The following is a 26863-nucleotide window of genomic DNA, read 5'->3' on the forward strand; positions in this document are numbered from 1 at the left end:
GGCCTGCCAGCGCGCCCGGCTTCGTCCGGACCCAGATCGCCCACGTCTTCGCGACCGGCGGCCTCCACACCTGCTCTGCGTTCAGGCTGTGTTCTCTGGGAGCAGCAGGCCCGGCTTGTCGCTCTGGTGGTGGAGGCTGCAGATCGGCGGGTGCGTCCAGCTCTTGACTCCCGTGAAGTCGAGGGCACCGTCAGAGACGGTGACCTGCCGGAATGACACCGCCGCGCCGCTGAACTCGGCGTCGGTGAAGCGCAGGTCAGGTTGTATTGCGTTTTGATGGCCTTGGAAGTACGCCCCGTCGAAATCGACGGTGCCGCCGGAGAACTTCGACCTGAAGAACCAGGTGGAGAAAGTCGGGAACCGGGCCTTCTGGAAGTCCACGCGACCGCCCGTAACCTCGATTTCCGCGAACATCGCCGATCCCCCGAAGTCGGCAAGGGTGAAGGAGAGTATGCCGCCCGAAACCGTTGCCTGGCGGAAGTTCAAGTCGCCGCGGAAGTAAGCGCCCGAGAAGTTGACGGCTCCGGTCGGGAAGCGGGCATTGAAGAACGAGACCCGGCCCAGGAACGACGCCTTGCTGAAGTCGGCGCTGTCGAGCGTGGCGCCGTCGAACACGAAGTCGCACGTGTGCCAGGTCTTTCCCCGCACGAGCGGCGCCCGGACGCGCTCTCGGATGACATCGGTGACCGCATGCCTGACCAATCGCTCTTCCACAGCGGCGCGGTACTGGTCGGCATCCTTCGCTGCGCTTTCGACAGGCGGCTCATACGGCATTCGCAGATACGCGCACAGGACGTTGACGCAAGTCTGCCGTCCTGTATCCCATTCGTCGGCGAGCGCCGCCATGGCGTAGACCCCGGCGAGTCGGTTGGCGGTGCGTTCAGAGGAGAGCTGTTCGGCCGCTGCGGCGAAGCGCTCGTTGAAGAGCTTCGCGTCCTCGCGTGCCACCTCGGCTTCGCTGAGGCGTTGCTTCCGGTAGGCGACGGTCAAGGCGATCACGCCGCCGATTCCGGCCACCGCGTAGAAGGCCAGCCGGATGACCTCCAGAATCGTCTGGTCGGTGGGCACGGCGCTGAGCGGGGAGGTTCGGTCGTCGGTGAGCAGCCAGAGCAGGACCGCCAACACACTGAGCGCGGCGAGCACCATGATCAGCACATGTACCGGCAGCGGCACCGTTCGGCGCGGGGCGTGGCGCATCTTGCGAGGGCGGTGTGTCAACGCGCTGAGGGCAGCACGGATGCGGGCGAGGGGGTCGGCCATGGACTTGTTGTATCAGAGTTCCTGCCGCACAGCGGCCCTCGTGATCGAGCTGTCCGGCTTCGTACCGCGGCGGTCACCCGGGTGGGGGAGGCCGGTCCCGCGCGGGAGTGAGGCCAGGCGTCGGTAATGGCATGAGACTCGTTGGTATGAGCGACAAGCAGCAAGTCATGGCGGCTGAGGACCGGCCGCTCGCATCTGGCTGGGTGCGGGCCCGCCGGGTCGCGGGGTTCGTGGCGGCGGGGACGATGTCCCTGTACCTGGTGGTCAAGATCGTGTGGGTGATCGGGGCGTTCATCGGGGCGGTGCCGCAGGAGTTCGGCGCGAACATGCCGGAGTGGATCGCGCTGAACGTCGTCACGATCGGCATGGCCGGGCTCGGGGTGGCCCTCGGGCTGGCGCTGGCGCAGGAGTGGGGGAAGCGGATCCCGGCGTGGATCGTGATCCTCTTCGCTTGGGCCGCGAGCGGGTTCTTGGTCTCGCTGCTGCCTTATTCGGTGCTGTCGGCGCTGCTGGGCGCGGCGGGCGGCGGCTCGGGAGGCGATCCGGTCAGCGAGCCGTTCCCGGCCTGGGACCTGGCGTTCATCGGGGTCGGGTTCACCGGCATGGCGCTCGGGTTGATCGTCGCGGTCCCCGTCTACATGCGGGAGCGTTGGCCCGCCGCGTTCACCGGCCGATCACGCGATGCGAGGGCCGCCTCCGGGGCGCGGCTCGGTTTCGCGCTGGCGGCGACCGCTGTCCCGGTTGCGCTGTGGACCTATTGGGCCGCAGGTGGGACGGCGGGCCTCAATCCGGACGCGCTCGACTTGTGGAACCGCGACTCGCGCCTGCTGGTCGGCACGAGCGCGGCATGGGCCGTGCTCGGCGCGTGGAGCGTCTGCGCACTGGGCCGCGGAAGGCTGCCGATGTGGCTGCCGATGACGCTCGGGTTCGTGGCGTCGGGTTCGCTGTTCGCTTGGAACGCTTGGCGGATCCTCTGGCTGCTGCTCCCGATCACCGACCTGGAGCCGTTGAAATCGCCGTGGGTCGCGGGCGTCGAGCATGTGCTCTCGATGGCGGCGGGCCTGGCGATGATGTCGATCCTGCTCCGGGCCTACCGGAGGTAGCGCGAAGGGCCGCAGACGATACTGTCTGCGGCCCTAGCGTTTTGCGTCTAGGCGCGGTTGTAGGCGCTGGCGACGGCGCGCATCGTGGCCAGGACGATGTTCGGGTGGACGCCCGCGCCCCAGACGGTGCGGCCGTCGATGGCGGTCTCCACATAGGAGGCGGCCTGGGCGTGCTGGCCCGCCGACAGGGCGTGCTCGGCGTAGTCCAGGACCTCGACGTGGACGCCGACGGAGGCCAGGGCGTCGGTGAACGCCGACAGCGGGCCGTTGCCGGTGCCGGCGACCTTCTGCTCGACGCCGTCCAGGACGATCGACGCCTCCAGGGTCAGCGTCTCTCCGGTGTAGACGGTCGTGTGGTCCTCGACGACCAGGCGCGGCGTGGGCTGGTACTCGGGGTGGTACTCGCGGCGGAAGATCTCGTGGATCTCCTGCGTCGAGACCTCTTTGCCGGAGGCGTCGGTGTGCCGCTGGATCGCGCCGGAGAACTCGATCTGCATGCGGCGCGGCAGGTCGAAGCCGTACTCGCTCTGCATGACGTACGCGACGCCGCCCTTGCCGGACTGGGAGTTGACGCGGATGACGGCCTCGTAGTTGCGGCCGACGTCCTTGGGGTCGATCGGCAGGTACGGTACGCCCCAGGTGAACTCGTCGACGGGGACGCCCGCGGCGGCGGCGTCGGCCTCCAGGTGCGTGAAGCCCTTCTTGATGGCGTCCTGGTGCGAGCCGGAGAACGCCGTGTACACCAGGTCCCCGGCGTACGGGTGGCGTTCGTGCACGGGCAGCTGGTTGCAGTACTCGACGGCGCGCTTGATCTCGTCGATGTTGGAGAAGTCGACGCCCGGGTCGACGCCCTGGCTGAACAGGTTGAGGCCCAGCGTCACCAGGCACACGTTGCCGGTGCGCTCGCCGTTGCCGAACAGGCAGCCCTCGACGCGGTCGGCGCCGGCCTGGACGGCCAGTTCGGCGGCGGCGACGCCGGTGCCGCGGTCGTTGTGGGGGTGGACCGACAGGATCAGGGACTCGCGGTTCGGCAGGTTGCGGTGCATCCACTCGATCGAGTCGGCGTACACGTTCGGGGTGGCCATCTCGACGGTGGCGGGCAGGTTGACGATCAGGGGCCACTCGGGGGTGGGCTGGATGACCTCGGCGACCTTGGCGCACACCTCGACCGCGTAGTCCAGTTCGGTGCCGGTGTACGACTCGGGGGAGTACTCGTAGCGGATCGCCGTGTCGGGGGTGTGGATCTCCTGGTACTTCAGGCACAGCCGCGCGCCCTGCGTGGCGATGTCGGTGATGCCGTCCTTGTCCAGGCCGAACACGACGCGGCGCTGCAGGGTCGACGTCGAGTTGTAGAAGTGGACGATGGCCTGCTTGGCGCCGCGCAGGCTCTCGAAGGTCCGCTCGATCAGGTGCTCGCGGCACTGGGTCAGGACCTGGATGGTGACGTCGTCGGGGATGAGGTCCTGCTCGATCAGCTGCCGCACGAAGTCGAAGTCGGTCTGCGACGCGGAGGGGAAGCCGACCTCGATCTCCTTGTAGCCCATGTCGACCAGCAGCTGGAACATCTTCTTCTTGCGGTCGGGGGTCATGGGGTCGATCAGGGCCTGGTTGCCGTCGCGCAGGTCCACCGCGCACCAGATCGGCGCGGTCTCGGTGATCTTGTCCGGCCAGGTGCGGTCGGGCAGGTCGACCTTGAACTGCGAGTGGTAAGGCTGGTAGCGCTTGGCGCGGTCCGCAAAAGAGGAAGACATTGATGCTCCTGTGAGATGTCGCTGGTGGTCTGAGCCGTTGATTGCTTTGAGCCAGCCGGCATGCGAAAACCCGCGACGAGGAGCCGACCTAGTTGGCCCCGCCGCGGCAGCTAAGGAGCATCGAGTACCGCATGACCCCGAGAGCGTACACCTGCGCGGTGACTCCGGTCGACTTCGACGCCCGCATATTGGGACGGAACCGCCGCGATGCGGCACCGCCCCGGCCGCATTACGGGTGGATGAGCAGGTCGTCGACGGCGATGCGGGCACGCACCGTGCGGTCGGGGCCCGCGAGCGCGTCGTCGAGGTCGGCCGGGTCGCCGGGCAGGCCGATCGCGACGACGGTGGTCGGCACGAGCGGCGCGGCGAGCTCGAACTCGGCGGCCAGCGCGGCCGCGTCGAAGCCGCCCATCTGGCGGACGGTGAGGCCTTCGGCGGCGGCCTGGAACGTCAGGTGCGCGACGGCCTGGCCGAGGTCGTAGGCGGCGTGCGAGAGCGGGCCCTTGGCGTTGGCGTCGGTGCGGACGGCGACGAGCAGCGCGGAGGCGTTGGCGGCCCAGTCGCGGTTGCCGGGGTTGAGGGTCTCGAGGACGCGTTTGAACTCGCCGGTGTCGCGGCGGGCGAGGAGGAACCGCCACGGCTGGGTGTTGCCGGCGCTGGGGGCCCAGCGGGCGGCTTCGAGGAGGGCGGTGACCTGGGCTTCGGTGAGGTCGTTGCCGGGGGCGAAGGCGCGCGTGGAGTGGCGGGCGGCGAGCAGCGGGTGGATCGGGACCGCGGTCTGGGCGTGGCGGTCGATCGGTGCGGTCATGCGCGTTCCTTCGGGTCGCGGGTCCCGCCGGTGTCCCCGGCGGGGCGCTTCTGCAGTGGTCGCGGCACAAGGTGCCGTCGCGTAGCGGCGTCGTCGCTCGCCATCGTTCATGGTGCCACGGGCAGGGGGCGGGACGCCTGCTCGTGTCGGCTTCCTTACTCGGCCGGTGTCGGCGAAGGTGACGGTGTCGCCGACGGCGCGGCGGACGGGTCCGGTGTCGGGGTCGGCTCCGGGGGCGCCTTGCGGCCCATCGGCTCGGCGTCGGAGAGGTCGCCGGGGAGTTCCACCGTGGCGACGGCCTCGGCCGGTTCGGCGGCGAGCTCGAGGGTCCCGAACGCGCCCGACTCGACCGACCGGATCGTCCCGGCGTCGTCGAGGCACCATTCGCCGGGCGGGATCGGCGGGTCGACGACCACGGTGTTCGGGGTGAGCGTGAAGCAGTCGCCGTCCTGGGCGATCGCGAACGGCAGGTGCCGGTCGAGCAGCCGCGGCAGCCATTCGACGAACGGCAGCTGCACCTTCGGGTCGAAGTCCTTCGGGATCTCACCGGTGATCCCGGCCAGGCGCACGCACCGGCCCGCCGCGCACTGGAAGAACCCGCCGGTCGTCCACGCCACCGACACGTCGACGGTGCCGCCGTGCGCCCAGCTGGGCACGTCGACCCGCCACGTCCCGTCCTCGGCGGCCCACACCGTCACGGTGCCGCCCTCGGACCACTCGTACTCGGCGGTGAACGTCCGGTCGAGGGCGAGACTCGCCCGCCCGATCAGGGTCTGCCGGGCGCTGGGGCGGCGCGGCGCGTCCTCGGGCGGGTCCACGGCCGTCGCCGTCCCGCAGCCCGCCAGCGCCAACACGAACGTGAGCGCTGCCACTGTCTTGCCGGTGCGTTTCCATGCCACCGCCCGATTCTCTGTCCCACCACCCAGAACGACCTGGCGACACACCGGTATGCGCAGCTAAGGTGAGGTGGCCGCCCCCGACCGGGCGGCGTCGAGTGACCTGAGACACGAGCGAGTGAGGTGAAATCCGTGGCGCTAGTCGTGCAGAAGTACGGCGGTTCATCGGTGGAGAATGCCGAACGCGTCAAGCGCGTCGCCGAACGAGTGGTCGCGACGCGAAAGCGCGGCGACGACGTGGTCGTCGTCGTCTCCGCCATGGGTGACACCACCGACGAGCTCCTGGACCTCGCGGCCCAGGTGTCGCCGGTACCGGAGCCCCGGGAACTCGACATGCTGCTGACCGCCGGCGAGCGCATCTCCATGGCGCTCCTGGCGATGGCGATCAACAACCTCGGCTTCCAGGCCCGGTCCTTCACCGGCTCCCAGGCCGGGATGATCACCACCGCCGCGCACGGCGTCGCCCGCATCATCGACGTCACCCCCGGACGCATCCGCTCCTCGCTCGACGAGGGCTTCATCACGATCGTCGCCGGGTTCCAGGGCGTCAGCCAGGACACCAAGGACATCACCACGCTCGGCCGCGGCGGCTCCGACACGACCGCCGTCGCGCTCGCCGCGGCGCTGGAAGCGGACGTCTGCGAGATCTACTCCGATGTCGACGGCGTCTTCACCGCCGACCCGCGGATCGTGCCGAACGCCCAGAAGCTCGACACGATCACCTTCGAGGAGATGCTGGAGATGGCCGCCTCGGGCGCCAAGATCCTGCACCTGCGCGCAGTGGAGTACGCCCGCCGCTACGGGCTCCCGCTGCACGTCCGTTCGTCGTACTCGACCAAGACCGGCACGATGGTGTCGGGTTACATGGAGGAGCTGCCCGTGGAGCAAGCACTCATCAGCGGCGTCGCGCACGACCGCTCCGAGGCCAAGATCACCGTCACCAGCGTCCCGGACAAGCCCGGCGCCGCCGCCTCGATCTTCCAGGTGATCGCCGACGCCGAGATCGACATCGACATGATCGTCCAGAACGTGTCGACCGCCGGGAACGGCCACACCGACATCTCGTTCACCCTCCCCAAGGAGGCCGGGCCGAAGGCGACCGAGGCGCTCAAGAAGCACCAGGCCTCGATCGGGTTCGAGAAGCTCATCTACGACGAGAACATCGGCAAGATCTCGCTCATCGGCGCCGGGATGCGCTCGCACCCGGGCGTGACCGCGAACTTCTGCCAGGCGCTGGCCGACGCGGGCGTCAACATCGAGATCATCTCGACCTCGGAGATCCGCATCAGCGTGGTCTGCCGCGACACCGACCTCGACGCGGCCGTCCGCGCCGTCCACGACAAGTTCGAGCTCGGCGGCGCCGAAGAGGCCGTCGTCTACGCCGGAACGGGGCGATAGGCATGGCGCGCAAGCTGAACGTCGCGATCGTCGGCGCCACCGGCGTCGTCGGCTCCATCATGCGGCGGCTCATCGCCGAGGAGCGCGGCAACTGGGGCGAGATCCGACTGGTCGCCTCCGCCCGCTCCGCCGGGAAGGTCCTCGAGGTCGGGGACGAGCAGATCGAGGTCCAGGCGCTCGCCGCGGACGTGTTCGACGGCGTCGACATCGCCCACTTCGACCTGCCCGACGAGGTCAGCGCCGAATGGGTGCCCGTCGCCGCCGCCAAGGGCGTCGTCGTCATCGACAAGTCCGGGTACTTCCGCATGGACCCGGACGTGCCGCTCGTGTGCCGCGAGGCGAACCCCGAGGCCGCCGCCGTGCGCCCCAAGGGCATCATCGCCAACGCCAACTGCACGACGCTCGCGCTCATCCCCTCGCTCGCGGCCCTGAACGCCGAATTCGGGCTCGTCTCGATGTCCGTCGCGTCCTACCAGGCCGCGTCCGGCTCCGGCAAGGAAGGCCTGGAGGCGCTCTACGCGCAGATCCAGAAGCTCGCCGGGATCGACAGGATCGGCACCGAGCTCGGCGACATCCGCGCCGTCCTCGGCGACGACTTCAACGCGCCGTTCGGCGCGCCGCTCGCCCTCAACGTCGTCCCCAAGGTCGGCGGCTGGAAGGACGACGGCTGGACCTCCGAGGAACTCAAGGTCCGCAACGAGTCCCGCAAGATCCTCGGCCTGCCCGACCTCAAGGTCGCCTCCACGTGCGTGCGCGTCCCCGTGGCCGTCGGCCACTCCCAGGTCGTCCACGCCACCTTCGAACGCGAGGTCACCGTCGCCGACGCGCACCGCGTGCTCGGCGCCGCCGACGGCGTCGACCTCGTCGACGACCCGGCCAACATGGTGTTCCCCATGCCGATCGACTCGGTCGGCAAGGGCGGCACCCAGGTCGGGCGCATCCGCCAGTCGATCGACTTCCCGAACTCCCTGGAGTTCTTCGTCGTCGCCGACAACCTCATGAAGGGCGCCGCCCTCAACTCCATCGAGACCGCGGACCTCGTGCGCCGCGAACTCGAAGCCAACGCGTAAGCGAGGCAAGCAGCAGCGGCCCGGGGCGGTGAGCCCCGGGCCGCTCTTGCGTCGTCTTACGCGTCGCGCTTCTTGAACAGCGTCCACGCCGCCGCGATGATCACCGCAGCGAACACCGCGAACACCGCGCCCGAACCCCAACGCCCGAAGTAGTCGAAGTCAGGCATCCCCTCACCCGTCATCTCCGTCAGGTCCACCGCCATCAGACGGGCGCCCGACGAGAACGGCAGGAACTTCACCACCGGCACCAGCCAGTCCGCCGCCGGCAGGAACGACAGGCCGAAGATCAGGTTTTCGATGATCAACGGCGCCAAGAAGATCACCACCAGCGCCGACGGCACGCCGCGGAACAGCAGCCCCAGGCCCAGGCCCGTCAGCGTGTAGATCAGCGTGTACACGACGTACCCGATCAGCGCCGACCGCAGCGGGTCCTCGAACAGGCCCGGCACGTCGCCCCAGAAGATCAGCAGCGTCAACGCGTTCAACGCCAGCGAGAACACCGTCACCGCCACCGTCACACCCGACACGACCAGGATCTTCGCCAGGATCAGCCTCGAACGCTGCGGCAGCGCCGTCAACGTCGGCTGGATCGTCCCGTGCCGGTACTCGTGCCCGGTCGCGAAGATCCCGATGATCGCCATGAACACCGCCAGGAACGGGATCCCGAACGCCGCACCGCCGTTCAACCCGGCAGCCGCCGTCACCTGGTCCAAAGGCTGATCCGACACCGCGATCCCCGCGATCACCGGAATCGCCAGCGCCGCCAGCACACCGATACCGGCCAGCCAGTACGTGGACCGCAGCGTCGTCAGGCGCGTCCACTCGTAACGAAGGGCGTCAAGCATTCTGGGCACCACCGGTCTGGGTAGCAGGGGTCTGGGCAGTCCCGCCGAGCGGCTCGGCGGCGACGAACTCCTCGGAGGCGCCCGTCGCGGACATGAACGCCTCCTCCAGGGAGGCACTGCGCGTCGACAGCTCCGACAGCTCGACGTTCTCCGTGAACGCCAGATGCCCGACCGCGCCGATCTCCAACCCGGAGACCACGAGCTCGCCGTCCTTGCCCCTCACGACGCCCGCACCCGCGCCCTCCAGGGCCGTCGCGAAACCGTCCGCGCTCGGACTGCGGACGATCACTGTCGACTGCGTGAACTCGCGCACGAACTGGTCCACGTCGCCGTTGAAGATCATCGTGCCCCGGCCGATCACCACCAGCTCGTCGGCCATCAACTGCATCTCCGACAACAGGTGGCTGGAGACGAAGATCGTGCGGCCCTGCGACGCCAGATGCTTCAGCATGTCGCGCATCCAGTGGATGCCGTGCGGGTCCAGGCCGTTCGTCGGCTCGTCCAGCAGCAGGATGCCGGGGTCGCCCAGCAGCGCCTGCGCCAGGCCGAGGCGCTGCGCCATGCCCAGCGAATAGCCCTTCGGCTTCTTCCGCTTCACACTGCCGAGCCCGACCAGCTCCATCACCTCGTCGACGCGCTTGTCGCCGATGCCGTTGGCGCTGGCGAGCATCCGCAGGTGGTTGCGGGCCGAGCGGGTGGGGTGGAACGGCTTGGCCTCCAGGAGGGTGCCGACCTTGTTCATGGGGCGGCGGATGTCGGTGAACGACTCGCCGTCGAAGAGGGTCTCGCCTTCGCCGTGGTCGAGGCCGAGCATCAGGCGCATCGTCGTCGACTTCCCGGAGCCGTTGGGCCCCAGGAAACCGGTGACGACGCCCGGCCGCACCTCGAAGGAGAGCTGGTTGACGGCCACGGTCTTGCGATAGCGCTTGAACAGGCCCTTCGCGGTGATCACATGTGGCTCCGATCTGAGCGGGGTTGGGGACGGCATCAGCCTAAGCGGACCGCGCCTGCCGCGCGTCTGCTTCCAGGCGGATTTCCGGCTCATGCCCCGGGAGGAGCCACCAGGGCCGGGCGGTACCGGGGTACTACCGCCGCCCCGGCCCTCGAACTCCCGTTCACACGGGGTTGACACACGGGGCCAGGCGCGCTAGGCGGGGGCCTGCGTTGTTTAGACTTGTCGGGTGAGCCTGCGACTGTACGACACCGGCACCCGATCCGTCATCGACTTCCAGCCCCGGAAGCCCGGCGAAGTCGGCGTGTACCTGTGCGGCCTCACCGTCCAAGGGCCGCCGCACATCGGGCACCTCCGCTCCGGCGTCTCCTACGACGTGCTCATCCGCTGGCTGCGCCGCAGCGGCTACAAGGTCACGTACGTGCGCAACGTCACCGACATCGACGACAAGATCCTCGTGCGCGGTGAGGAGCAGGGCCGCCCGTGGTGGTCCATCGCCTACGCCAACGAATGCGTCCTCGGCGACGCCTACGCGGCCCTCGGCTGCGAGCCGCCCACGTACGAGCCGCGCGCGACCGGGCACATCACCCAGATGATCGACCTCATCACCGAGCTCATCGAACGCGGCCACGCGTACGTCACCGGCGCCGGGGACGTCTGGTTCGACGTCTCCTCCTGGCCCGAGTACGGCGCGCTCTCGCACCGCCGCCCCGAGGACATGCTCTCCAGCCCCGAGGCCGGCGCGAAGCGCGACTCCCGCGACTTCGGCCTCTGGAAGGCCCACAAGCCCGGCGAGCCCGCCGACGCCGCCTGGACCTCCCCGTGGGGCCCCGGCCGCCCCGGCTGGCACATCGAGTGCTCCGCGATGGCCCGCCGCTACCTCGGCGACGGCTTCGACATCCACGGCGGCGGCACCGACATCATGTTCCCCCACCACGAGAACGAGCTCGCCCAGTCGACCGCCGCCGGGCTCCCGTTCGCCAAGTACTGGGTGCACAACGGGATGCTCAATCTCTCGGGCACCAAGATGTCGAAGTCCCTGGGCAACACGCTGTCCGTCGCCGCGCTCGGCGAGAAGGGCTTCAACACGGCCGCCATCCGGTACTACCTGACCGGCGTCCAGTACCGCTCCGCCGTCGACTTCTCCGAGGACGCCCTCGGCGAGGCCCGCTCCGCGTGGGAGCGCCTGTCGAACTTCGTGCACCGCGCCGCCGAGGCGCTCGGTGCCGAGGCCACCATCGGCGGCTCGCTCGCCGCCGAGTTCACCGCCGCGATGGACGACGACCTGAACACTCCGGCGGCCGTCGCCGTGATCCACGACTCCGCCCGCGAGGGCAACGCCGCACTTGACGCGGGTGACGACGCCGCCGCGGCCCGCCACGCGGCCGCCGTCCGAGCTATGCTCGACCAGCTCGGCCTCGACCCGCTCGACCCGCACTGGGACGACCCGGGGGACGCGAAGCTGCACGGCGCCGTCGACGCGCTCGTGAAGCTCGCGCTCGAACAGCGCGCCGAGGCCAGGGCCCGCAAGGACTACGCGGCTGCCGACCGCATCCGCGACGAACTCAGCGATGCCGGCATCACCGTCAAGGACACCCCTCGCGGTCCCGTGTGGACAGTGAACTAGCGCGTCCGCATCGAGGCGAAGCCGCCGACCACGACCGAGACCTGGGGAACCGAGACCGATGAGCACCAAGGGTGGACACCCGAACCGCCGCAAGACTTCCAAAGCCGGACCGAAGATCGGCTCCGGCGGCGGCAAGAAGGGCCTGGCCGGCAAGGGGCGCACCCTCAAGGCCGAGGACCGCCCCTGGCACAAGGAGTACCAGGGCGACGACAAGCCCCGCAAGACCCAGTGGAAGCAGTCCAAGGAGCGCGCCAAGGCCGCCGCCGAGGGCCGCACCACCAACATCGGCAAGGCCCGCCCCACCAACCGCGCCCAGACCCGCCGCCGCGACGACGAGCCCGAGCTCATCCTCGGCCGCAACCCCGTCCTCGAGGCACTGCGCGCGAAGGTCCCCGCCACCGCCCTCTACGTGGCGTTCGGCACCGAGCTCGACGACCGCGTCGCCGAGTCCGTGCGCCTCGCCGGCAACCGCGACCTCCCCATCAAGGAACTCGCCCGCCGCGACCTCGACCGCCGCACCAACAACGCCCTCCACCAGGGCATCGGCCTCCAGATCGAGCCCTACCAGTACGCCGAGTTCGAGGACCTCCTGCGCATCAGCCAGACCTCCGGCACCGCGCCGCTCCTCGTCGCCCTCGACGGCGTCACCGACCCGCGCAACCTCGGCGCGATCATCCGCTCCGCCGCCGCGTTCGGCGGCCACGGACTCATCATCCCGTCCAAGCGCGCCGCCTCCGTGACGGCCGTCGCCTGGCGCACCAGCGCCGGCGCCGCCGCCCGCCTGCCCGTCGCCAAGGTCGTCAACCTCACCCGCACCATCCAGGCCTGCCAGCAGGCCGGGTTCATGACCGTCGCCCTCGACGGCGGCGGCGACGTCGACGTCTTCGACCTCCCCGTCGCCAACGACCCGCTGCTCATCGTCGTCGGCGACGAAGGCAAGGGCGTCTCCCGGCTCGTCGCCGAGACCTGCGACCACCGCGCGGGCATCCCGATCTCCTCCGAGGTCGAATCCCTCAACGCCTCAGTCGCCGCCTCCATCGCCCTCGCCGAGGTCCAACGTCAGCGCCGCTAAGCACGCAAACGCCCGGTGCAGAGCGAGCCGCCCGGCACCATGCGACGCGCCTTGGACGCCGCCGCGAGCCGCTCGCGGCATCACCCGACGCTCCTTGCCCGCCGCCGCTGATCAACGCGGCGGCGCGCACCCGGACGCGCCGTCGCCAGGACCGCCCGCGACGCAGCTCAACGCACCGCCGCACGCGTGGACGCTTGGCACCGCCGACGACCCGCTCGAACGCGCAATCGCAGCCGCCGCCGCGACACGCGGCACAGCCCAGGCACGCCGCCGCATCGACCACCGCGACGCGCATCGATTGCGGCGTGGGCGTCCGGCGCTGGCGGGGCCCGCCCGGACACACCTCCGTGTCGTCCGTCACGCACCCCCCGCCCTGCGGTCCGAAACTGTCGTACTCCCGAGGCAGGGTTGTCGCCTGTGCAAATTGACGGCTCGCAAGCTTCGCCGAGACTGGGCGCGAAATCCGCAGGACGACCGGTGTCCGTGGTGCCCGCCGAAACCCGAACGCCCGCGCCGCTACCGACCACAAACGGTCATCCCGTGACCGCGCGATTCGCCCCGCCGGACTAACCTGGAACGACCCTGCACGCCCCCTAGCCCCGGAGCTGCGACCACATGCCGGCTGATTACCTCCTGAGCGTCGACCTCGGCACCTCCCACACCGTGGCGATGCTGGTGTGGCCCGACGGCCGCACCCGGCCGCTCCTGTTCGACGGCTCCCCGGTCATGCCCTCGGCCGTGTTCCTCGACCCCGCCGGAACCATCCACACCGGACGCGACGCCGAGCGGCTCGCGCTCACCGCCCCCGAGCGGTTCGAGCCGAACCCCAAGCAGCGCATCGGCGACGGCACGATCCTCCTGGGCGACCGCGAGATCCCCGTCGCCGCCGCGCTCGCCGCGATCCTCTCCCGCGTCGCCCGCACCGCCGTCGAATCAGTCGGGCACCTGCCGAACACGGTCCTCACCTGCCCGGCCGCCTGGAGCGAGCAGCGGCGCGCGACCCTCCACGACGCGGCCGCCAAAGCCGGGTACCGGCCCGTCAAGATCCTCACCGAACCCGTTGCGGCCGCTCACTACTACACCTCGCGCCTGTCGCACCCGCTGCGCCCGGGCCAGGCCCTCGCGGTCTTCGACTTCGGCGGCGGCACCCTCGACATCGCCGTCCTCGAACGCCGCCCGGACGGCTCCTTCGGGGTCCTCGCCGACGGCGGCCTGCCCGACCTCGGCGGCCTCGACTTCGACGCCGCGCTCGTCGCCCACATCGGCGCCACGGTGCGCCAGCGCGAGCCCGACATCTGGAAGCGACTCGAGAACCCCAGCGGCGCATCGGAACTGCGCAACCGGCGCGAACTGTGGGAAGAGGTGCGCGCCGCCAAGGAGATGCTGTCGCGGTCCTCCGTCGCACCCGTCACCGTGCCCGACATGGCCCAGTCGCTGCACCTGACGCGCGGCGAGCTCGACCAGATCTCCCGCCCGCTCCTCGCCCGAGCCGTCGCCGAGACGCAGCGGGTCTTCGGCCTCACCGGCCGCCGCCCCGAGCACCTCGCGGGCCTGTTCCTCGTGGGCGGCTCCAGCCGCATGCCCATGGTGTCCAAGATGCTCCATGAAGGACTCGGCATCGCGCCCACGGTCCTCGAGCAGCCCGAACTGCCCGTCAGCGAGGGCGCGGCCCTGGCGTTCGCGAGCCCCGCGCCCGTGACCCCGCCGGTCCAGGTCCCGCCGACCCCGCCGCAGAACCTCACGGCCCCGCACCTGTCGCCGCAGACCGGCGCGAGCCTGCCGCCGGTCACGCCGCGCACCGACGAGACGATCACCCTGCGCCGCGGCGAGACCGAGGCGCCCAAGCGGAAGATCCCTCCGAAGTGGATCGCGATCGCGGCGGCGGTGGTGGTTCTCGCGATCGTGCTGCCGATCGGCTGGTTCTGGCTCACCAACCCCTACAAGCAGAAGCCGTTCGACGAGGAGCTGGCCCCCGTCGGCGACGTCGTCCCCTTTGCGGCCGAAGCGAACGACACCGTCTTCCAGGTGCGCGTCTGGGACGACAAGGCCCTGTACGCGTACACGACCGCCTCCAGCGACGCCAGCGGCGAAGAGCTCCACCTGCGCGCCGTCGACACCGGCACGGGCGACCCGCTGTGGGACGAGGACGTCGTCATCCCGGGCAGCGGCTGGGACGGGAACTTCTACGTCTCCGAGGACCTCATCGCCTTCTCCCAGGAGGTCGACCTCAGCGCCGACAAGCCCTACCGCTACTACTTCCTTGACTGGAAGAACGGCGACACCCGCAACACGGTCGACAGCGTCGACCGCACCGCCGTCCGCTCCGGCGACAACCTCGTGGTCGCCCCTCTGGGCGGCAACGCCTTCACCGTCTACGACGGCAACGGCGAGACCGTCTCCAGCTGGGAGCTCGGCAACGTCGAAGAGGGCGTCACCGTCGCCAACTGGAACCTCGTCGGCACCCCGGATGACCTGAAGGAGCCCTCCCTGCGCGCCAACGGCAACGGCCGCGTGTGGGCGGTCACCAGCGACAACGTCGCGCACGTCTACGACGTCGAGACCGGCGAGACCGTGGCCGAGAAAGAGGTCAACACCGTCGACGACCTCTACTTCGGCTGGGACAACCTCCTGTACGTCGCCGTCGACAAGGAGACCGGGTACGACCTCAACGTCTACGACATCGACGACGGCCTCTCCGACCTCGACGAAGAGAACGTCGAGTCCGAGACGCCCGCGCCCGACCAGCTCACCGCCTGCGGCGAGAAGGTCGTGTGCGTGCGCGAACCCGTCGAGGGCGCCACGGACGTCTTCACCTGGCAGGTCTACAACGCCGACAAGGAGAAGATCGTCCACACCTTCGACGAGCGCGAGTACCGCTACATCGCGCCGCTCGGCGACCGCATGATGGTCGAGCACTACGAAGGCGACGACGTCCGCACCCAGATCTACGACAAGGGCTTCGACGCGGTCGGCAACGACGTCGACGACCAGGACTTCACCGCCATCGACGGCGGCAGTGCCCTCACCTGGCCGTCCGCCTCGGCCTTCAGCACGAACACCGGCAACGTCATCGGCCTCGGCCGCGACGGCGACCGGACCTCGCTGCGCACCGACCTCGAGGTCTACACGTGCGACGCGAGCGACACCCGCCTCGCCTGCTTCACCCTCGAAGGCATGCAGGTCTTCTCGTTCAGGGACGCCTAGCGGACCCCGGCTCGGACGGCGCGGTGAACAGCCATACCAGGAAGACCACAAGCCACACGACCGGAGCCGCCGCCCACACCGCGATCGACGCGGCGGGCCCGTACCGCTCGACATTCGTCTTTACGTTCGACGCCTCCATGACCTCAGGCTCGCAACCCAGCGCCACTATTCCGCTACAAGACGACCCGCAGCCCGCTTCGGGCCACGACGCCGTTCGCGCCTGGGTCGGATAGAATCGTCCCGTCGCGCTGTGAAAGCGGTGCTGACCAGCCGGTGTAGCTTTAATTGGTAGAGCAACGCACTTGTAATGCGTAGGTTGCGGGTTCGAGTCCTGTCACCGGCTCCATTTACTTCTGGGTCGCCTCGGGGCGGCACCATTCCCGGGCGTCCGTGCCCGCCAGCGAGCCGACTAGGGCGAGCGGGATCAGGCAGAGCAGTGCGAGCATCGGCCAGGGGCCGGTGCCGTCGTCGATGAGGTCGCATGCTGCGGCGATGAGGAGCCAGGCTGCGTAGGCCGCGACGAGGGCGAGGGTGGACCAGCGGGCCCAGTTGCGGTGGAATGAGAATCCGATGTTCAAGGCGGCGTGGACGATCGCGAGTGCGATGACCAGTCCTGCCGTCCATGCTGTGTTCTCCTCGGAGAGGTCCGCTTCGTCGCCTCCGAGGGTGAGGAGCGCCTGCGCGCCCGCGTAGAGGGCGACCGCGGCGGCGGTCCAGAGGAGCAGGAGCGAGGCGACCACCTGGTGGGGCGGCTGTGCGGCGCTGTCGGCTTTGGGGCTGTGGCGGGGTGCGTCGCAGTCGCACCAGTCGCGGGCGGGGCGCAGGACCAGGAGGACGAGGAGCGCGGCGAGCAGGACGGTGCCTGCGGCGCCGGTTCCGGCGCGGAGTCCTGCTCCGGTGAGGATCGCGGCGGCGAGGGCGATCGCGGTCGCGATGACGGTGACGCGGCGGGCCCAGTCGCGGCCGCTGCGGAGTTTCGCGGCGAGGAGTCCGCAGAGGACGGCGACGGCCGCGATGAGTGCCGGTTCGATGAATTCCAGTGGGCTCCAGGGACCTGCGAAGCGGACGCTCACCTCGAAGCTGGTCGCCACTGCGGAGATGAGGGCGACCCAGGCGGCTGCGGCGGTGAGCGCCCACAGCAGTGCGATCGCGATGATGACCGTGACGGGTGCACGGGGTTTCGGAGCCGGTGCCGGCGGCTCGGGTTCGGGCGGTTCGGCGTGGTCCATGCTGCGGCTTTCGGCGGGCGACGGGGACACTTCCGACGTTATGGCATCCGGCCCGCCCGCACCACCTGCACGAGCGGGCTGCTTTCGGGTGACACCGCCCGCGCCCGCCTGTCGGGCTGGCTTTCGTTTTCGCAGGTCATAGGGGTTTGTCGTACCCGTATGGGAGGGTGTCCTTTTCACTGGTAGTGGTGAAGGTGGGATCGGGAGGGTACCCGGGGCCGCCCGTATGGGTTGGGCTCAGTGTTCTTCCACGGTGGCCGTGCCCGCGACCAGGCCCGCTGCCGCCTCTGCTGCGAGGGCTTCCGCTTCGGATCCGGCGCGTGCGAGGGACGCGCGGAGGTCTTCGAGGGCGGTGAACGCCGCGCCGCGGCGCTGCTGGTCGGCGAGGGCGAGGCGCGGGATCTTCACCGAGAGCAGGCGCCGCTTCGCGCCGGTCGCGGTGCGCTTGGTCGCGGTCGGGAGCCGCGCCGTGAGCGCGGCGGCGATCCAGCCGAGGTCGACCGTAGGCTCGCATGTCACTGTCCACTGTGTTTCTGTCGCTTCGTTGCGCACGCCGAGGCGCACCTGCGGCTCGCCCACCGGGTCGACGATCACGCACCTGGCGTCGCCGCCCGCCCCGGCGTACGGAGCCGTCGATTCGGCACTGCCGCCCGGGACGATGACGAGGTGCCCGTCCCGTTCGAGGTCGGCCAGGCTTGTCTCCGGGACGCTCTCCTCCGTGCCGGTCCCGAAGCGCGGCAACGGGTGCCGCGCGAGCGACTCCAGGGTCCCGCCCAGGCCCGACACGGCCTCGGCGAGGCTCGCGGCGTCCGCGGCGGCGCTCGCGAGGTAGACCGCGGGGGAGATGTCGACGTCCTCGTCCCACAGGCGCATGAGCGGCACCGTGGTCGAATCGGCCGTCGCGAGCGGCGCGTCGGGCACGGCCGTGAACGACCGCCACGCCTCGGCGAAGTCGCCGCCGCCCGACACGAGCAGCTGCGTCGTCTCGCCGCGCGGCGTGAGGATCCAGATGTGCGCCTTGGCCTCCGGAGAGTCGACGACCGCGCGCAGCGCACCCCACCTGAGCAGCTCCGAGCGGATGCGCCGCCCCGTGCGGCGGTGCGCGACCTGCGCGGGCATGCGGACGACGGCATGGCCGCCCGGCGCCAGCAGCGCGACGCAGTGCAGCGCCCACGCGAGCTCGGGTTCGGTGCGCGGCGGGGTCCCGTACGCCAGGCGCGGGTCGTCCCCGATGACGTACTGGTTCACGCCGCCGTCCTTGACGTTGAACGGCGGGTCGCACACGACCAGGTCGTACCGTTCGGCAGGGACGGGCTGGACGAGTGAGTCGCCCACGCGCGCAGTCACTTCGGCGTCCTCGTCGAGGAGGCGCAGGCGCTGCTCGGCGATGGCGGCGCGCGACGCGGAGAGGTCCTGTCCGCTGAGGACGCGGCAGGGGCCGGTGCGGCGGGCCGTCTCGGCGAGCAGGTCGCCTTCGTCGCAGGCCGGGTCGTGGACCGAAGGGTTCGCGGTGCCTTCGGCGACGACCGCGGCGATGTCCGCCAGCGGCGCGATGCCCGGCGGCACGCCGGTCCCGGAGGCCTCGCGGGCGCGTTCGATGAAGAACTCGAACAGCGCCGAGGCGGGCGTCTCGCGCCGCAGGTCCTTGAGCTCCTTGGCGATCGCGGGCTCGCCGCCGCCCCCGAAGGCGGCCGCGACCGCGCCGAGCGCGGCCTCGGCGGTGGGGTGGGACCCGGCGAGGGCGAACCAGAGCCGGTCGGCGCCGGTGACGTGCAGCGCCCGGCCGTGCCGCTGCGCCCACTGCTCCAGCTCGTGCAGCGAGAACCGTGAACGCCGGGCCGATGCGTCGACGGGAGCGGGGAAGTCGGACTCGCGGCGGCGCCAGTTGCTGACGGCGTTGCGGCCGACGCCCGCGAGTCGGGCGAGGTCGGTCAGCGTGATGGTCTCGCCGGAACCGGCGTCACGGGTGGTCATGGGGCTCCCCTGTCTGGATTTATCGAATCGTAACCCACCCCGCGTTGCGGAGGCTCGACACAGTCTACTAATCTCGTGAAGTGAGTTCACAAGATCTGAACTACGAACACCACTCCACAGAAGGTTGATCATGAACATCGAATTCCCCGAGATCTCGAAGCGCCTCCTCGCCGCCTCCGGTGCCGGCCTCATCGCCCTCGCGGCCCTCTCCGCCTGCGGCACCGAGGACACGGGCTCGGGTGACACCACGAACGCCGCCGAGACCGAGGCCGACGCGGCCGCCGAAGAAGAGGCCCCCGCGGGCGGCGACGGCACCAGCCCCGACGCCCCGCTCGCCGCCGGCTCGACCCTCGAGGTCGGCGACTGGACCGTCACCGCCTCCGAGGCGACGCTCGACGCGACCGACGCGGTCGTCGCGGCCGACGAGTTCAACTCGGCCCCGGCCGAGGGCTTCCAGCAGAGCCTCGTCACCCTCGACGGCACTTACAACGGCACCGAGACCGGCTCGCTGTGGCTCGACGTGACCTTCGGCGTCTGGGCCGACGGCACCTTCTACGACAGCATCGACTGCATGAACACCGTCGAGAACCAGATCACCCTCGTCCCCGACGTCTCCGCCGGCGGCACCTCCTCGGGCTCGGCCTGCGTCGAGGTCCCCGCCGGAGCCGACCAGTACCTCCTCTACTTCGAGGACATCCTGAGCCTGGACGGCACCCAGTACTTCGTCGAGATCGGCTGAGTACCCAGAGCCGGAGGGCGCGGCGACCATTGGGCGGAACCCGCGTCCTCCTTTGCGCCGCAAGGAAACCGGAGAAACAGTTGAGTTTCCTTGCGGCTTGACCGAATTGCAACCATTGTGATCCTCGCCATGCAAGCGGGCCGGTCGTCAAGTGAACAGCGAGAAATCCCAGGTCAAGCGCGTGACGAGCGGCGTCGTAGCGATCCCTGCCGTCTCAGTAGTTGAGTCTCTCCCATATCGTCGCGCTGAATTCCCTAGCACCGTCGCCCGATCGGCGGTGACCCACAGAAAGCAGCTCATGAACCTCAACTCCGAGACCTTCGGTCCCATCCGCCGACTCCTCGCCGTCGGCGGCGTCGCCCTCGCGGGCAGCGTCGCCCTCTCCGGCTGCGGCATCCTCGAAGAGGCCGCCTCCGACTCCGGCAGCGACACCGAGGTCAGCTCCGACCAGGTCGACGCCGTGGCCGAGGCCAAGGCCGGCGACTGTCTCCCCGAAGAGATGATCTCCGACGACCCGTCGGTCTTCGCCGTCGACTGCTCCGACCCGGCCGCGTTCTGGACCATCACCGCGATCGAGGCCGACCCGGCCGTCACCGCCACCGCGGACGGCACCGGCGTCGAGGACCCGCAGCCGATCTACGACCTCTGCGGCGAGACCGTCGGCGCGCAGGTCCCCGGCGCGACCTGGACCGACTGGTCCATGATCTACGACCAGACCACGTACGCGGTCGACTACGTCTTCTGCGTCGAGGCCAACGGCATCCCCAGCTCCGAGGGCGTCACCCCGACCGTGCCCGCCAACCCCGGCGAGTGCACCCTGACCGCCACCACGCAGTGGAACTTCGGCACCATCGACTGCGCCGCGGGCGACGCGACGATCACCAGCGTCATCGAGGTCCCGCAGGCCGAGTGGACGACCGTCGACGCCGACGCGCTCGCCATGGAGTGCACCGGCTCCTCGTACTACCCGGCCGAGGACCAGTTCGGCCGCACCGCTTCGGTCTTCTGCCTCGAGTAGGACCCCGCCCGGTGTAGGCCGGGCATAGCGCGCGCTCGTAGCGCGCGCGAACAGCACGGCCCCGAGACCTGGTCTCGGGGCCTTCTCGCTTGCCCCCGTTAGGGGATGAAGACGCAGTACTCGCGCAGGTGGTGCTCGAAGGTCGGGCTGATCTCGATCACGAGCATCACCTCGCCGAGACTGCCGAACGGCCCGGACTGCTCGACCCAGTCCTGGATCTGGCGTGCGCTGCGCTCGGTGACGCCCGGCAGGGACATGAGCACGGGCAGCGGCGCGTGGTTCAGGTCGACGAGGCCGCCGTCGTCGAACTGGCGCGGCAGGTCCGGCCGCCCGATGCCGAGCCGCTTGGCCAGCATGGGATCCGCCTCGGCGGTGCGGCGGGCCTGGTCGCGCAGGCGGCGCGCCCGGTCCACGACCTCCATGCTCGACAGCCGCGCGACGGGGACGTGCACGCGCTCGGGCGGCGCCCAGACCGCCGAGCGGATCAGGAGCAGGTGCGCGGTCGACACGAGCGACGTGATGCCGACAGTGCAGTAGAAGAGCACGTCGGCCCACAGCGGCGGGTACTCCCCGTACACGCCGATCGCGGTGCAGCCCGCGAGCATCAGCGCCGAGTGGACCACCAGCGCGGTCACCGTCAGGTTGTCGCGGCGCCGGGCGAGCGCGGTCGCGAACGCGATCGGGGCGCCGAAGCCGCAGGTGAGCAGTGGCATGAACGCCCACATGTAGGTGCCGAAGCGGGCCCAGCCGTTGCGCGTGCGGTTCTTGTCGTGGTCGAGCGGTGGAACGTAGGGACCGAGGGCGGTCATCGAGGAGGACTCCCAGGCGTGGCGGGGGGCGGCGCGGGCCACGCGGATCCCGCCCGGGGCCCGGCCGGAAGGCCCTGGGGCGCGGTGGACCAGGTCCGCAGCAGCCGTTCGGCTTCGATCGTATCGGCATCGGCGGGGCCGAGCGCCGCGGCCATCTCTTGAACCACTGTGGACAGTTCGTGGTGGGCTTCGGGGGCGCGGCCGAGGACGGCGAGCAGGTCGGCCGCGACGCGGCGCGACCGCAGGGTGGAGCGGGCGCGTTCGCCTTCGAGGCGCCGCTGGCGTTCGATGACGCGGATGAGCCCGGTGAGGGCGCTCGCCGCGTTCCCTAGGGCGGCAAGGCATTGCGCGGCCCGCATCTGGCAGTGGAGGGCGAGGGCGGGGTCGGGGCTCTCGAAGTCCTTGGCGAGGGACCGGAACGCGCTCAGTGCGCCGTTGTAGTCGCCGGCGCCGAAGGCCCGGTCGGCTTCGGCGATGCGTTCGCGGCGGTCGGGTGCGGCGGCCTGGGCGCCTTGGGCGGCGGCGAGGGCGGCGACGCGGGCGGGTGCGAGGGGGGCGCGGAACGGCCAGGTCGGGTCGCCGCAGTCGTGCACGGGCGCAAGGGAGGCGGGTGCGGCGGCGAGGAGCGCGGCGAGGCGGAGGTGGACGGCGGCGGCGTCGGAGCCGCGTTCGGCGGGTTCCTTGGAGAGGAGGCGCGAGACGAGGCCGTCGAGTTCGGCGGGGAGGTCGGGGCGGCGGCGGCGGACGGGGTCGGGGAGTTCCTTGAGGTGGGCGGTCTGGACCTCGTAGGCGGAGCCGCGGTCGGCGAAGAGGCGTTCGCCGGTGGCCATCTCGTAGAGGAGCGCGCCGAGGGCGTAGAGGTCGGCGGCGGGCCCGGCGGGCTGGGCGCGGATCTGCTCGGGGGCCATGTAGTTGAGGGTGCCGGGCTTGTCGCCGGTCATGGTGAGGCGCGAGGTGTCGGGTTCGAGGACGGCGGCGATGCCGAAGTCGACGACGTGGACGAGGCCTTCGGGGCCGACGATGATGTTGGCGGGCTTGAGGTCCCGGTGGACGACCTGGCGGGTGTGGGCGGCGGCGAGGACGGAGGCGAGCTGCGCGCCGATGGCGAGGGTCCAGTCGCCGGGGAGGGCGCCGGTCTCGTCGAGGAGGTCGCGGAGGTTGAGGCCGGGGAGGTAGGCCATGACGAGGTAGAGCTCGCCCGTGGCGTCGTCGAGTCCGGCGTCGAAGATGGCGGGGACGCCGGGGTGCTGGATCTGGGCGGTGACGCGGGCCTCGCGGCGGAAGCGGGCGGCGGCCTCGTGCTTCTGGGGGCCGTCGAGGAGGTCGGGTTTGACGACCTTGACGGCGACTTCGCGTTCGAGGTGGAGGTCGAGGCCCTGCCAGACGCGGCCCATGCCGCCGGCGCCGACGGGCCGGACGAGCCGGTACCGGTCGCCGAAGACCTGGGGAGTGCTCACGGTACAAGCATGCCCGGCGCGTCGCGGCGGACGGAGGCCGGACCCTCGGGTGGCCCGCCTCCGGAACGCCGTCCGATGTGACCGGAGTTGCCCGTGCTTCCGCCGGATCGTGCCGGGCGGGTGCGAACGCTGTCGAAGGGTGTCGAACGGGCGTGGTTACCGGTGGGTTCGATTCGTCCCCGGGGACACTTGCGACTCACGCGCGGTAGGAGTGAAACACCTGCGTAACACGTAGATAGAACCTTAAAGATTTCCTCTGCCCGCGTTGACTCCGGCCTGTGGTGGACGCTACAGTTCTTCACAATCACCCTTCCTAGTGAACGCGCACTCACCCCCACCGGTGAACCCCAAGTGGTAGGGAGCCCTATGCCGACGGCGATCTCAGACCAGCGAAGCGTTCGACTGCGCACAGTGGACGGTTTCAGCGCGCTCGGCATACCGGCGCCCCCCGCGCAGTTCCCCCTCCCGTTCCCGGCCGGGCAGCTCCCGCGCATGCGCCCCCGCGGCCACGTCGAGGCCCGCGCCGCGATCCTCAACATCGTCCAGGCCCGCGTCTTCGACATGCCTGAGGAGCTGGCGATGCGCTGGCTCCTCGACGCGCACGTCCTCGACCACCTCTCCCCTGACGAGTGGGGCTTCATCGCCTGCGGCCGCGGCGAGCGCGCCCGCTACGCCGACCAGCTCGAGAGCCTGTACACGGTCTCGTGGCTGCTCGGCCTCGTCGACCACCTCGACCCGGCGGTGCCGTGCAGCGAGGAGCTCCCCGAGCTGTTGCCGGACCTGCGCCGCCCGGAGTCCTTCGGCGCCTGGCGGGACCGCCAGCTCACGCCGACCCGCGACCCGGGCGTGATCGCCGAGATGCTCGACCTCTACTACTGCCTCGACTGGGTCTGCGACCAGGCCCGCCGCGCCGGGCAGGCCCCGCCGCGCGGCGTCGACGACAACCTGGTGTGGCACCGCCGCTGGGCCCTGGAGTGGGCCGTGGTCTTCGCCGACGAGCGGCCCGTCCACTGGGACGAAGTGCGGCTGTGAGGCAGGCCCGCGATTGCGGCTGGCTATATTCATGGGATGAATCCGAAGCCGCTTGACATCGACGCGATCCGCCAGGCCCCCAAGGCCGTGCTCCACGAGCACCTCGACGGCGGCCTGCGCCCCCAGACGATCATCGAGATCGCCGACGAGATCGGCCACACGCTGCCCGCCGACGAACCCGAGGCACTGAAGAACTGGTTCTTCGACGCCGCCGACTCCGGCACCCTCGAGCGCTACCTCGAGACCTTCGCGCACACCGTCGCCGTCATGCAGCGCTCCGACGACTGCTTCCGCGTCGCCTCCGAGGCCGCCCAGGACCTCGCCGCCGACGGCGTCGTCTACGCCGAACTGCGCTACGCCCCCGAGCAGCAGCTCCTCGCGGGCCTCGCCCTCGAAGAGGTCGTCGAGGCCACCCTCGCCGGATTCGAGGAGGGCCAGCGCCTCGCCGCCGCGGCCGGGAACCCGATCACGGTGCGCACGCTCCTGTGCGGGATGCGCCACGCCGACCGGACGCTGGAGATCGCGAAGCTCGCGGTCGCCTTCCGCGACAAGGGCGTCGTCGGCTACGACATCGCGGGCGGGGAGATCGGCAACCCGGCGGAGCGGCACGTCGAGGCGTTCGACTACCTGCGCCGGGAGAACATGCCGTTCACGATCCACGCGGGCGAGTCCGTGGGCCCGGAGTCGATCTGGGGCGCGGTCGCGGTGTGCGGCGCGAACCGCATCGGCCACGGCGTGCAGCTGATCAAGGACATCGACCTGTCCGGGGACGAGGCGAAGCTGTCGAACCTCGCGCACTACATCCGCGACCGCCGCATCGCGCTCGAGGTCGCGCCGTCGTCGAACCTGCAGACCGAGGGCGCCGAATCCATTGAGACGCACCCGATCAAGGCCCTGTACGACCTCGGTTTCCGGGTCACGGTGAACAACGACAACCGCCTCCAGAGCCGCACGAGCACCTCGCGGGAGTTCCAGATCCTGTCGGAGACGTTCGGGTGGGGCTGGGCGGAGGTCAAGCGCTGCACGGAGAACGCGATGAAGGCGTCGTTCCTGCACCACCCGGAGCGCCGCCGCGTCATCGAGGAAGTGATCCGGCCCGCGTACGCCGCGCTGGAGTCCGCCGACGCTGAGTAAGCTCGGTTCCATGCACGTTTACACCGCTCCTGTCGTCGTCCCGATCGCGGACGAGCCGGTTCGCGAGGGCGCGGTCGGGGTCGACGACGGGCGGATCGCCTACGTCGGCCCCGCCGCCGACGCCCCCGAGGCCGACGAGACCACCGCCTTCGACGGCGTGCTCACCCCCGGGCTCGTCAACGCCCACACGCACTTGTGCTACTCCGCGTTCGCCGATATGTACGGCAACGAGAAGGAGTTCTTCGAGTGGATCCAGGACTTCGCGCGCCGCAACCCCGCGACCGCGGACGAGGCCTGGAAGGCGTCGGTGCAGGCCGGGATCGACGAGTCGATCGGGCACGGCGTGACGGCGGTGGCCGACATCGTCACGCCCGCAGCGGGTTTCGGGCCGCTGTTCGCCTCCGACCTCGCGGGCGTGGCGTACTGGGAGGCGTGCTTCATCGACGGGCCGGCGTGGGAGGTCCGCCGGGCGGCGTGGCGCGAGGTCGTCACCGACTCCCGCGCGGTGAACAACTCCGACGTGGCGGTGGGGATCAGCCCGCACACGCTGTACACCCTCGGTACTGAGGTCGGCAAGAGCCTCGCCGAGCTGGCGCGGACGCTCGACATCCGGCTCCACCCGCATCTGGCGGAGACGATGCACGAGGACATGTTCGTGCGCCGCGGCTCGGGGCCGTTCGCGTTCATGAACCGCCGCGCCGGTCTCGAACTGGAGATCGCCGACGGCGGTGCGGGGCACTCCCCGGCCGCGCAGATGGAGAAGGTCGGCTGGCTCGGCGCCGATTCCCATGTGGCGCACGGCGTCCACCTGGACAAGACCGACCGGGAGCTGCTGCGGACCCTGGGTACCGCGGTCGCGCTGTGCGCGCGGTCGAACGCGCGCCTCGAAGCCGGTGAACCGCCTGTGGCGGCCTACCGCGCCGAAGGCAACACGGTCGCGATCGGCACCGACTCGCGGGCGTCGAGCCCGGACCTGGACGTGGCCGCCGAATGGCCGCTGCTGCGCAAGCTCGCGCTGGCCCAAGGCGACGGCGGCGAGGGCCTGAACGAATGGCTCGTGCGCGCTGCGACCGAGGGCGGCGCGAAGGCGCTGGGCCGGGACGACATCGGCGCGATCAAGGTCGGCAACCGCGCCGACCTCGCGGTCTTCGACGTCGACACCGAGGGCGACCCGTACGCGGCGCTGGTGAACGGCGCGGCCGGGAAGTGCACCGCGACGGTGCTCAAGGGCCGTCTCATCCAGCGGTAGGGCGTCCCACTGAACGGAAGCCCCTGAATAACGCTTCGATCTCGGCACTTGTCGATCGGCGCTGCGTCCGCGATGCTGAATAGGGCCTGAACGCAGGCTGAACGACTTTCTGCACCGGAGAGGTCCGCCTCTCTGTGTATCCCCTGGAGAAGGCGGGGCGCGCATGCGCGCCCCGCCGTTTTTTGTGCGCCGCATCATCCCGGACACGGGCGCCGAAACCGGTGGAACCAGCGGTT

General features: G+C 70.5%; 21 protein-coding genes and 1 tRNA gene. 12 read left to right on the forward strand and 10 right to left on the reverse strand.

Annotated features, from left to right (window positions below):
- Positions 1–81: 81 nt before the first annotated feature.
- Positions 82–1260, reverse strand: a complete 1179-nt coding sequence (locus tag ACGGCP_RS18080; protein WP_392967518.1) for a pentapeptide repeat-containing protein — start codon at positions 1258–1260, stop codon at positions 82–84.
- A gap of 146 nt (positions 1261–1406) precedes the next feature.
- Between ACGGCP_RS18080 and ACGGCP_RS18085 the strand changes: the two genes are divergently transcribed.
- A complete protein-coding gene (locus tag ACGGCP_RS18085) occupies positions 1407–2363 on the forward strand; it encodes a hypothetical protein (RefSeq protein WP_392967520.1) in 957 nt (318 codons plus the stop codon).
- A 47-nt stretch (positions 2364–2410) separates the two neighbouring features.
- Here ACGGCP_RS18085 and leuA read toward each other — a convergent pair whose 3' ends face one another.
- The 3 genes from leuA to ACGGCP_RS18100 all read right to left on the reverse strand — a co-directional run bounded on the left by leuA (position 2411) and on the right by ACGGCP_RS18100 (position 5821).
- Positions 2411–4114: a 2-isopropylmalate synthase gene (gene leuA, locus ACGGCP_RS18090; protein WP_392967522.1), complete on the reverse strand. Its 1704-nt coding sequence runs from the start codon at positions 4112–4114 to the stop codon at positions 2411–2413.
- 229 nt (positions 4115–4343) lie between these two features.
- Positions 4344–4922, reverse strand: coding sequence for a nitroreductase family protein (locus tag ACGGCP_RS18095; protein WP_392967524.1), 579 nt, complete (start codon positions 4920–4922; stop codon positions 4344–4346).
- A 155-nt stretch (positions 4923–5077) separates the two neighbouring features.
- The gene (locus tag ACGGCP_RS18100; RefSeq protein WP_392967526.1) at positions 5078–5821 is read right to left on the reverse strand and encodes a hypothetical protein; all 744 of its coding nucleotides are present in this window, start codon (positions 5819–5821) and stop codon (positions 5078–5080) included.
- A gap of 129 nt (positions 5822–5950) precedes the next feature.
- Here ACGGCP_RS18100 and ACGGCP_RS18105 point away from each other — a divergent pair, with 129 nt between their 5' ends.
- Positions 5951–7216 (forward strand): aspartate kinase, encoded by a 1266-nt coding sequence (locus tag ACGGCP_RS18105; protein ID WP_392967528.1) that lies wholly within the window; start codon positions 5951–5953, stop codon positions 7214–7216.
- Between the two features lie 2 nt (positions 7217–7218).
- Positions 7219–8286 carry an aspartate-semialdehyde dehydrogenase gene (locus ACGGCP_RS18110; protein WP_392967530.1) on the forward strand — a complete coding sequence of 356 codons (1068 nt, stop codon included), beginning with the start codon at positions 7219–7221 and terminating at the stop codon, positions 8284–8286.
- 56 nt (positions 8287–8342) lie between these two features.
- On the opposite strand, the gene ACGGCP_RS18115 is transcribed toward ACGGCP_RS18110, so the two are convergent.
- Entirely contained in the window at positions 8343–9131 is a 789-nt protein-coding gene (locus ACGGCP_RS18115; RefSeq protein WP_392967532.1) for a hypothetical protein, read from the reverse strand.
- On the reverse strand, positions 9124–10083 hold the full coding sequence (locus ACGGCP_RS18120) for an ATP-binding cassette domain-containing protein (protein WP_392967534.1): 960 nt from the start codon (positions 10081–10083) through the stop codon (positions 9124–9126). The genes ACGGCP_RS18115 and ACGGCP_RS18120 overlap by 8 nt, the downstream gene beginning before the upstream one ends.
- A 229-nt stretch (positions 10084–10312) precedes the next feature.
- On the opposite strand from ACGGCP_RS18120, the gene cysS reads away from it, so the two are divergent.
- The 4 genes from cysS to ACGGCP_RS18140 all read left to right on the forward strand — a co-directional run bounded on the left by cysS (position 10313) and on the right by ACGGCP_RS18140 (position 16332).
- The gene (gene cysS, locus ACGGCP_RS18125) at positions 10313–11710 is read left to right on the forward strand and encodes a cysteine--tRNA ligase (protein ID WP_392967536.1); all 1398 of its coding nucleotides are present in this window, start codon (positions 10313–10315) and stop codon (positions 11708–11710) included.
- A gap of 58 nt (positions 11711–11768) precedes the next feature.
- Positions 11769–12782 (forward strand): 23S rRNA (guanosine(2251)-2'-O)-methyltransferase RlmB, encoded by a 1014-nt coding sequence (gene rlmB, locus ACGGCP_RS18130; RefSeq protein ID WP_392967538.1) that lies wholly within the window; start codon positions 11769–11771, stop codon positions 12780–12782.
- A gap of 615 nt (positions 12783–13397) precedes the next feature.
- Positions 13398–15986: an Hsp70 family protein gene (locus ACGGCP_RS18135; RefSeq protein ID WP_392967540.1), complete on the forward strand. Its 2589-nt coding sequence runs from the start codon at positions 13398–13400 to the stop codon at positions 15984–15986.
- A gap of 269 nt (positions 15987–16255) precedes the next feature.
- Positions 16256–16332: transfer RNA gene (locus ACGGCP_RS18140), tRNA-Thr, on the forward strand.
- 1 nt (position 16333) lies between these two features.
- Here the strand turns inward: ACGGCP_RS18140 and ACGGCP_RS18145 are convergent.
- Positions 16334–17215, reverse strand: a complete 882-nt coding sequence (locus ACGGCP_RS18145; protein ID WP_392967542.1) for a hypothetical protein — start codon at positions 17213–17215, stop codon at positions 16334–16336.
- Between the two features lie 237 nt (positions 17216–17452).
- A complete protein-coding gene (locus tag ACGGCP_RS18150) occupies positions 17453–19189 on the reverse strand; it encodes an N-6 DNA methylase (RefSeq protein ID WP_392967544.1) in 1737 nt (578 codons plus the stop codon).
- A 130-nt stretch (positions 19190–19319) separates the two neighbouring features.
- Here ACGGCP_RS18150 and ACGGCP_RS18155 point away from each other — a divergent pair, with 130 nt between their 5' ends.
- Positions 19320–19928, forward strand: coding sequence for a hypothetical protein (locus ACGGCP_RS18155; protein ID WP_392967546.1), 609 nt, complete (start codon positions 19320–19322; stop codon positions 19926–19928).
- Positions 19929–20226: 298 nt separating this feature from the next.
- The gene (locus ACGGCP_RS18160; RefSeq protein WP_392967548.1) at positions 20227–20946 is read left to right on the forward strand and encodes a hypothetical protein; all 720 of its coding nucleotides are present in this window, start codon (positions 20227–20229) and stop codon (positions 20944–20946) included.
- A 98-nt stretch (positions 20947–21044) separates the two neighbouring features.
- Here ACGGCP_RS18160 and ACGGCP_RS18165 read toward each other — a convergent pair whose 3' ends face one another.
- Positions 21045–21755 (reverse strand): helix-hairpin-helix domain-containing protein, encoded by a 711-nt coding sequence (locus ACGGCP_RS18165; protein WP_392967550.1) that lies wholly within the window; start codon positions 21753–21755, stop codon positions 21045–21047.
- Positions 21752–23212 carry a protein kinase gene (locus ACGGCP_RS18170; RefSeq protein ID WP_392967551.1) on the reverse strand — a complete coding sequence of 487 codons (1461 nt, stop codon included), beginning with the start codon at positions 23210–23212 and terminating at the stop codon, positions 21752–21754. Before ACGGCP_RS18170 ends, ACGGCP_RS18165 begins: the two co-directional genes overlap by 4 nt.
- Before the next feature lie 411 nt (positions 23213–23623).
- Here ACGGCP_RS18170 and ACGGCP_RS18175 point away from each other — a divergent pair, with 411 nt between their 5' ends.
- From ACGGCP_RS18175 to ACGGCP_RS18185, 3 genes are read left to right on the forward strand one after another with little or no spacing between them, the layout of a single operon-like run.
- Entirely contained in the window at positions 23624–24244 is a 621-nt protein-coding gene (locus tag ACGGCP_RS18175; RefSeq protein WP_392967553.1) for a DUF4272 domain-containing protein, read from the forward strand.
- A gap of 36 nt (positions 24245–24280) precedes the next feature.
- Positions 24281–25378 carry an adenosine deaminase gene (locus ACGGCP_RS18180; protein ID WP_392967555.1) on the forward strand — a complete coding sequence of 366 codons (1098 nt, stop codon included), beginning with the start codon at positions 24281–24283 and terminating at the stop codon, positions 25376–25378.
- 10 nt (positions 25379–25388) lie between these two features.
- The gene (locus ACGGCP_RS18185; protein ID WP_392967556.1) at positions 25389–26627 is read left to right on the forward strand and encodes an amidohydrolase family protein; all 1239 of its coding nucleotides are present in this window, start codon (positions 25389–25391) and stop codon (positions 26625–26627) included.
- Positions 26628–26863: the final 236 nt, after the last annotated feature.

Origin of the sequence: Glycomyces sp. NPDC048151 (genome assembly GCF_043202775.1) — a bacterium.
Taxonomy (GTDB): domain Bacteria; phylum Actinomycetota; class Actinomycetes; order Mycobacteriales; family Micromonosporaceae; genus Glycomyces.

Bases quoted from the DNA above. Each gene is read 5' to 3' on its own strand.
- ACGGCP_RS18080 (WP_392967518.1), bottom strand. From the start codon at position 1,260: ATGGCCGACCCCCTCGCCCGCATCCGTGCTGCCCTCAGCGCGTTGACA.
- ACGGCP_RS18110 (WP_392967530.1), top strand. From the start codon at position 7,219: ATGGCGCGCAAGCTGAACGTCGCGATCGTCGGCGCCACCGGCGTCGTC.
- ACGGCP_RS18085 (WP_392967520.1), top strand. From the start codon at position 1,407: ATGAGCGACAAGCAGCAAGTCATGGCGGCTGAGGACCGGCCGCTCGCA.
- ACGGCP_RS18150 (WP_392967544.1), bottom strand. From the start codon at position 19,189: ATGACCACCCGTGACGCCGGTTCCGGCGAGACCATCACGCTGACCGAC.
- ACGGCP_RS18155 (WP_392967546.1), top strand. From the start codon at position 19,320: ATGAACATCGAATTCCCCGAGATCTCGAAGCGCCTCCTCGCCGCCTCC.
- ACGGCP_RS18115 (WP_392967532.1), bottom strand. From the start codon at position 9,131: ATGCTTGACGCCCTTCGTTACGAGTGGACGCGCCTGACGACGCTGCGG.
- ACGGCP_RS18095 (WP_392967524.1), bottom strand. From the start codon at position 4,922: ATGACCGCACCGATCGACCGCCACGCCCAGACCGCGGTCCCGATCCAC.
- ACGGCP_RS18165 (WP_392967550.1), bottom strand. From the start codon at position 21,755: ATGACCGCCCTCGGTCCCTACGTTCCACCGCTCGACCACGACAAGAAC.
- ACGGCP_RS18135 (WP_392967540.1), top strand. From the start codon at position 13,398: ATGCCGGCTGATTACCTCCTGAGCGTCGACCTCGGCACCTCCCACACC.
- leuA (WP_392967522.1), bottom strand. From the start codon at position 4,114: ATGTCTTCCTCTTTTGCGGACCGCGCCAAGCGCTACCAGCCTTACCAC.
- ACGGCP_RS18160 (WP_392967548.1), top strand. From the start codon at position 20,227: ATGAACCTCAACTCCGAGACCTTCGGTCCCATCCGCCGACTCCTCGCC.
- rlmB (WP_392967538.1), top strand. From the start codon at position 11,769: ATGAGCACCAAGGGTGGACACCCGAACCGCCGCAAGACTTCCAAAGCC.
- ACGGCP_RS18185 (WP_392967556.1), top strand. From the start codon at position 25,389: ATGCACGTTTACACCGCTCCTGTCGTCGTCCCGATCGCGGACGAGCCG.
- ACGGCP_RS18145 (WP_392967542.1), bottom strand. From the start codon at position 17,215: ATGGACCACGCCGAACCGCCCGAACCCGAGCCGCCGGCACCGGCTCCG.
- ACGGCP_RS18180 (WP_392967555.1), top strand. From the start codon at position 24,281: ATGAATCCGAAGCCGCTTGACATCGACGCGATCCGCCAGGCCCCCAAG.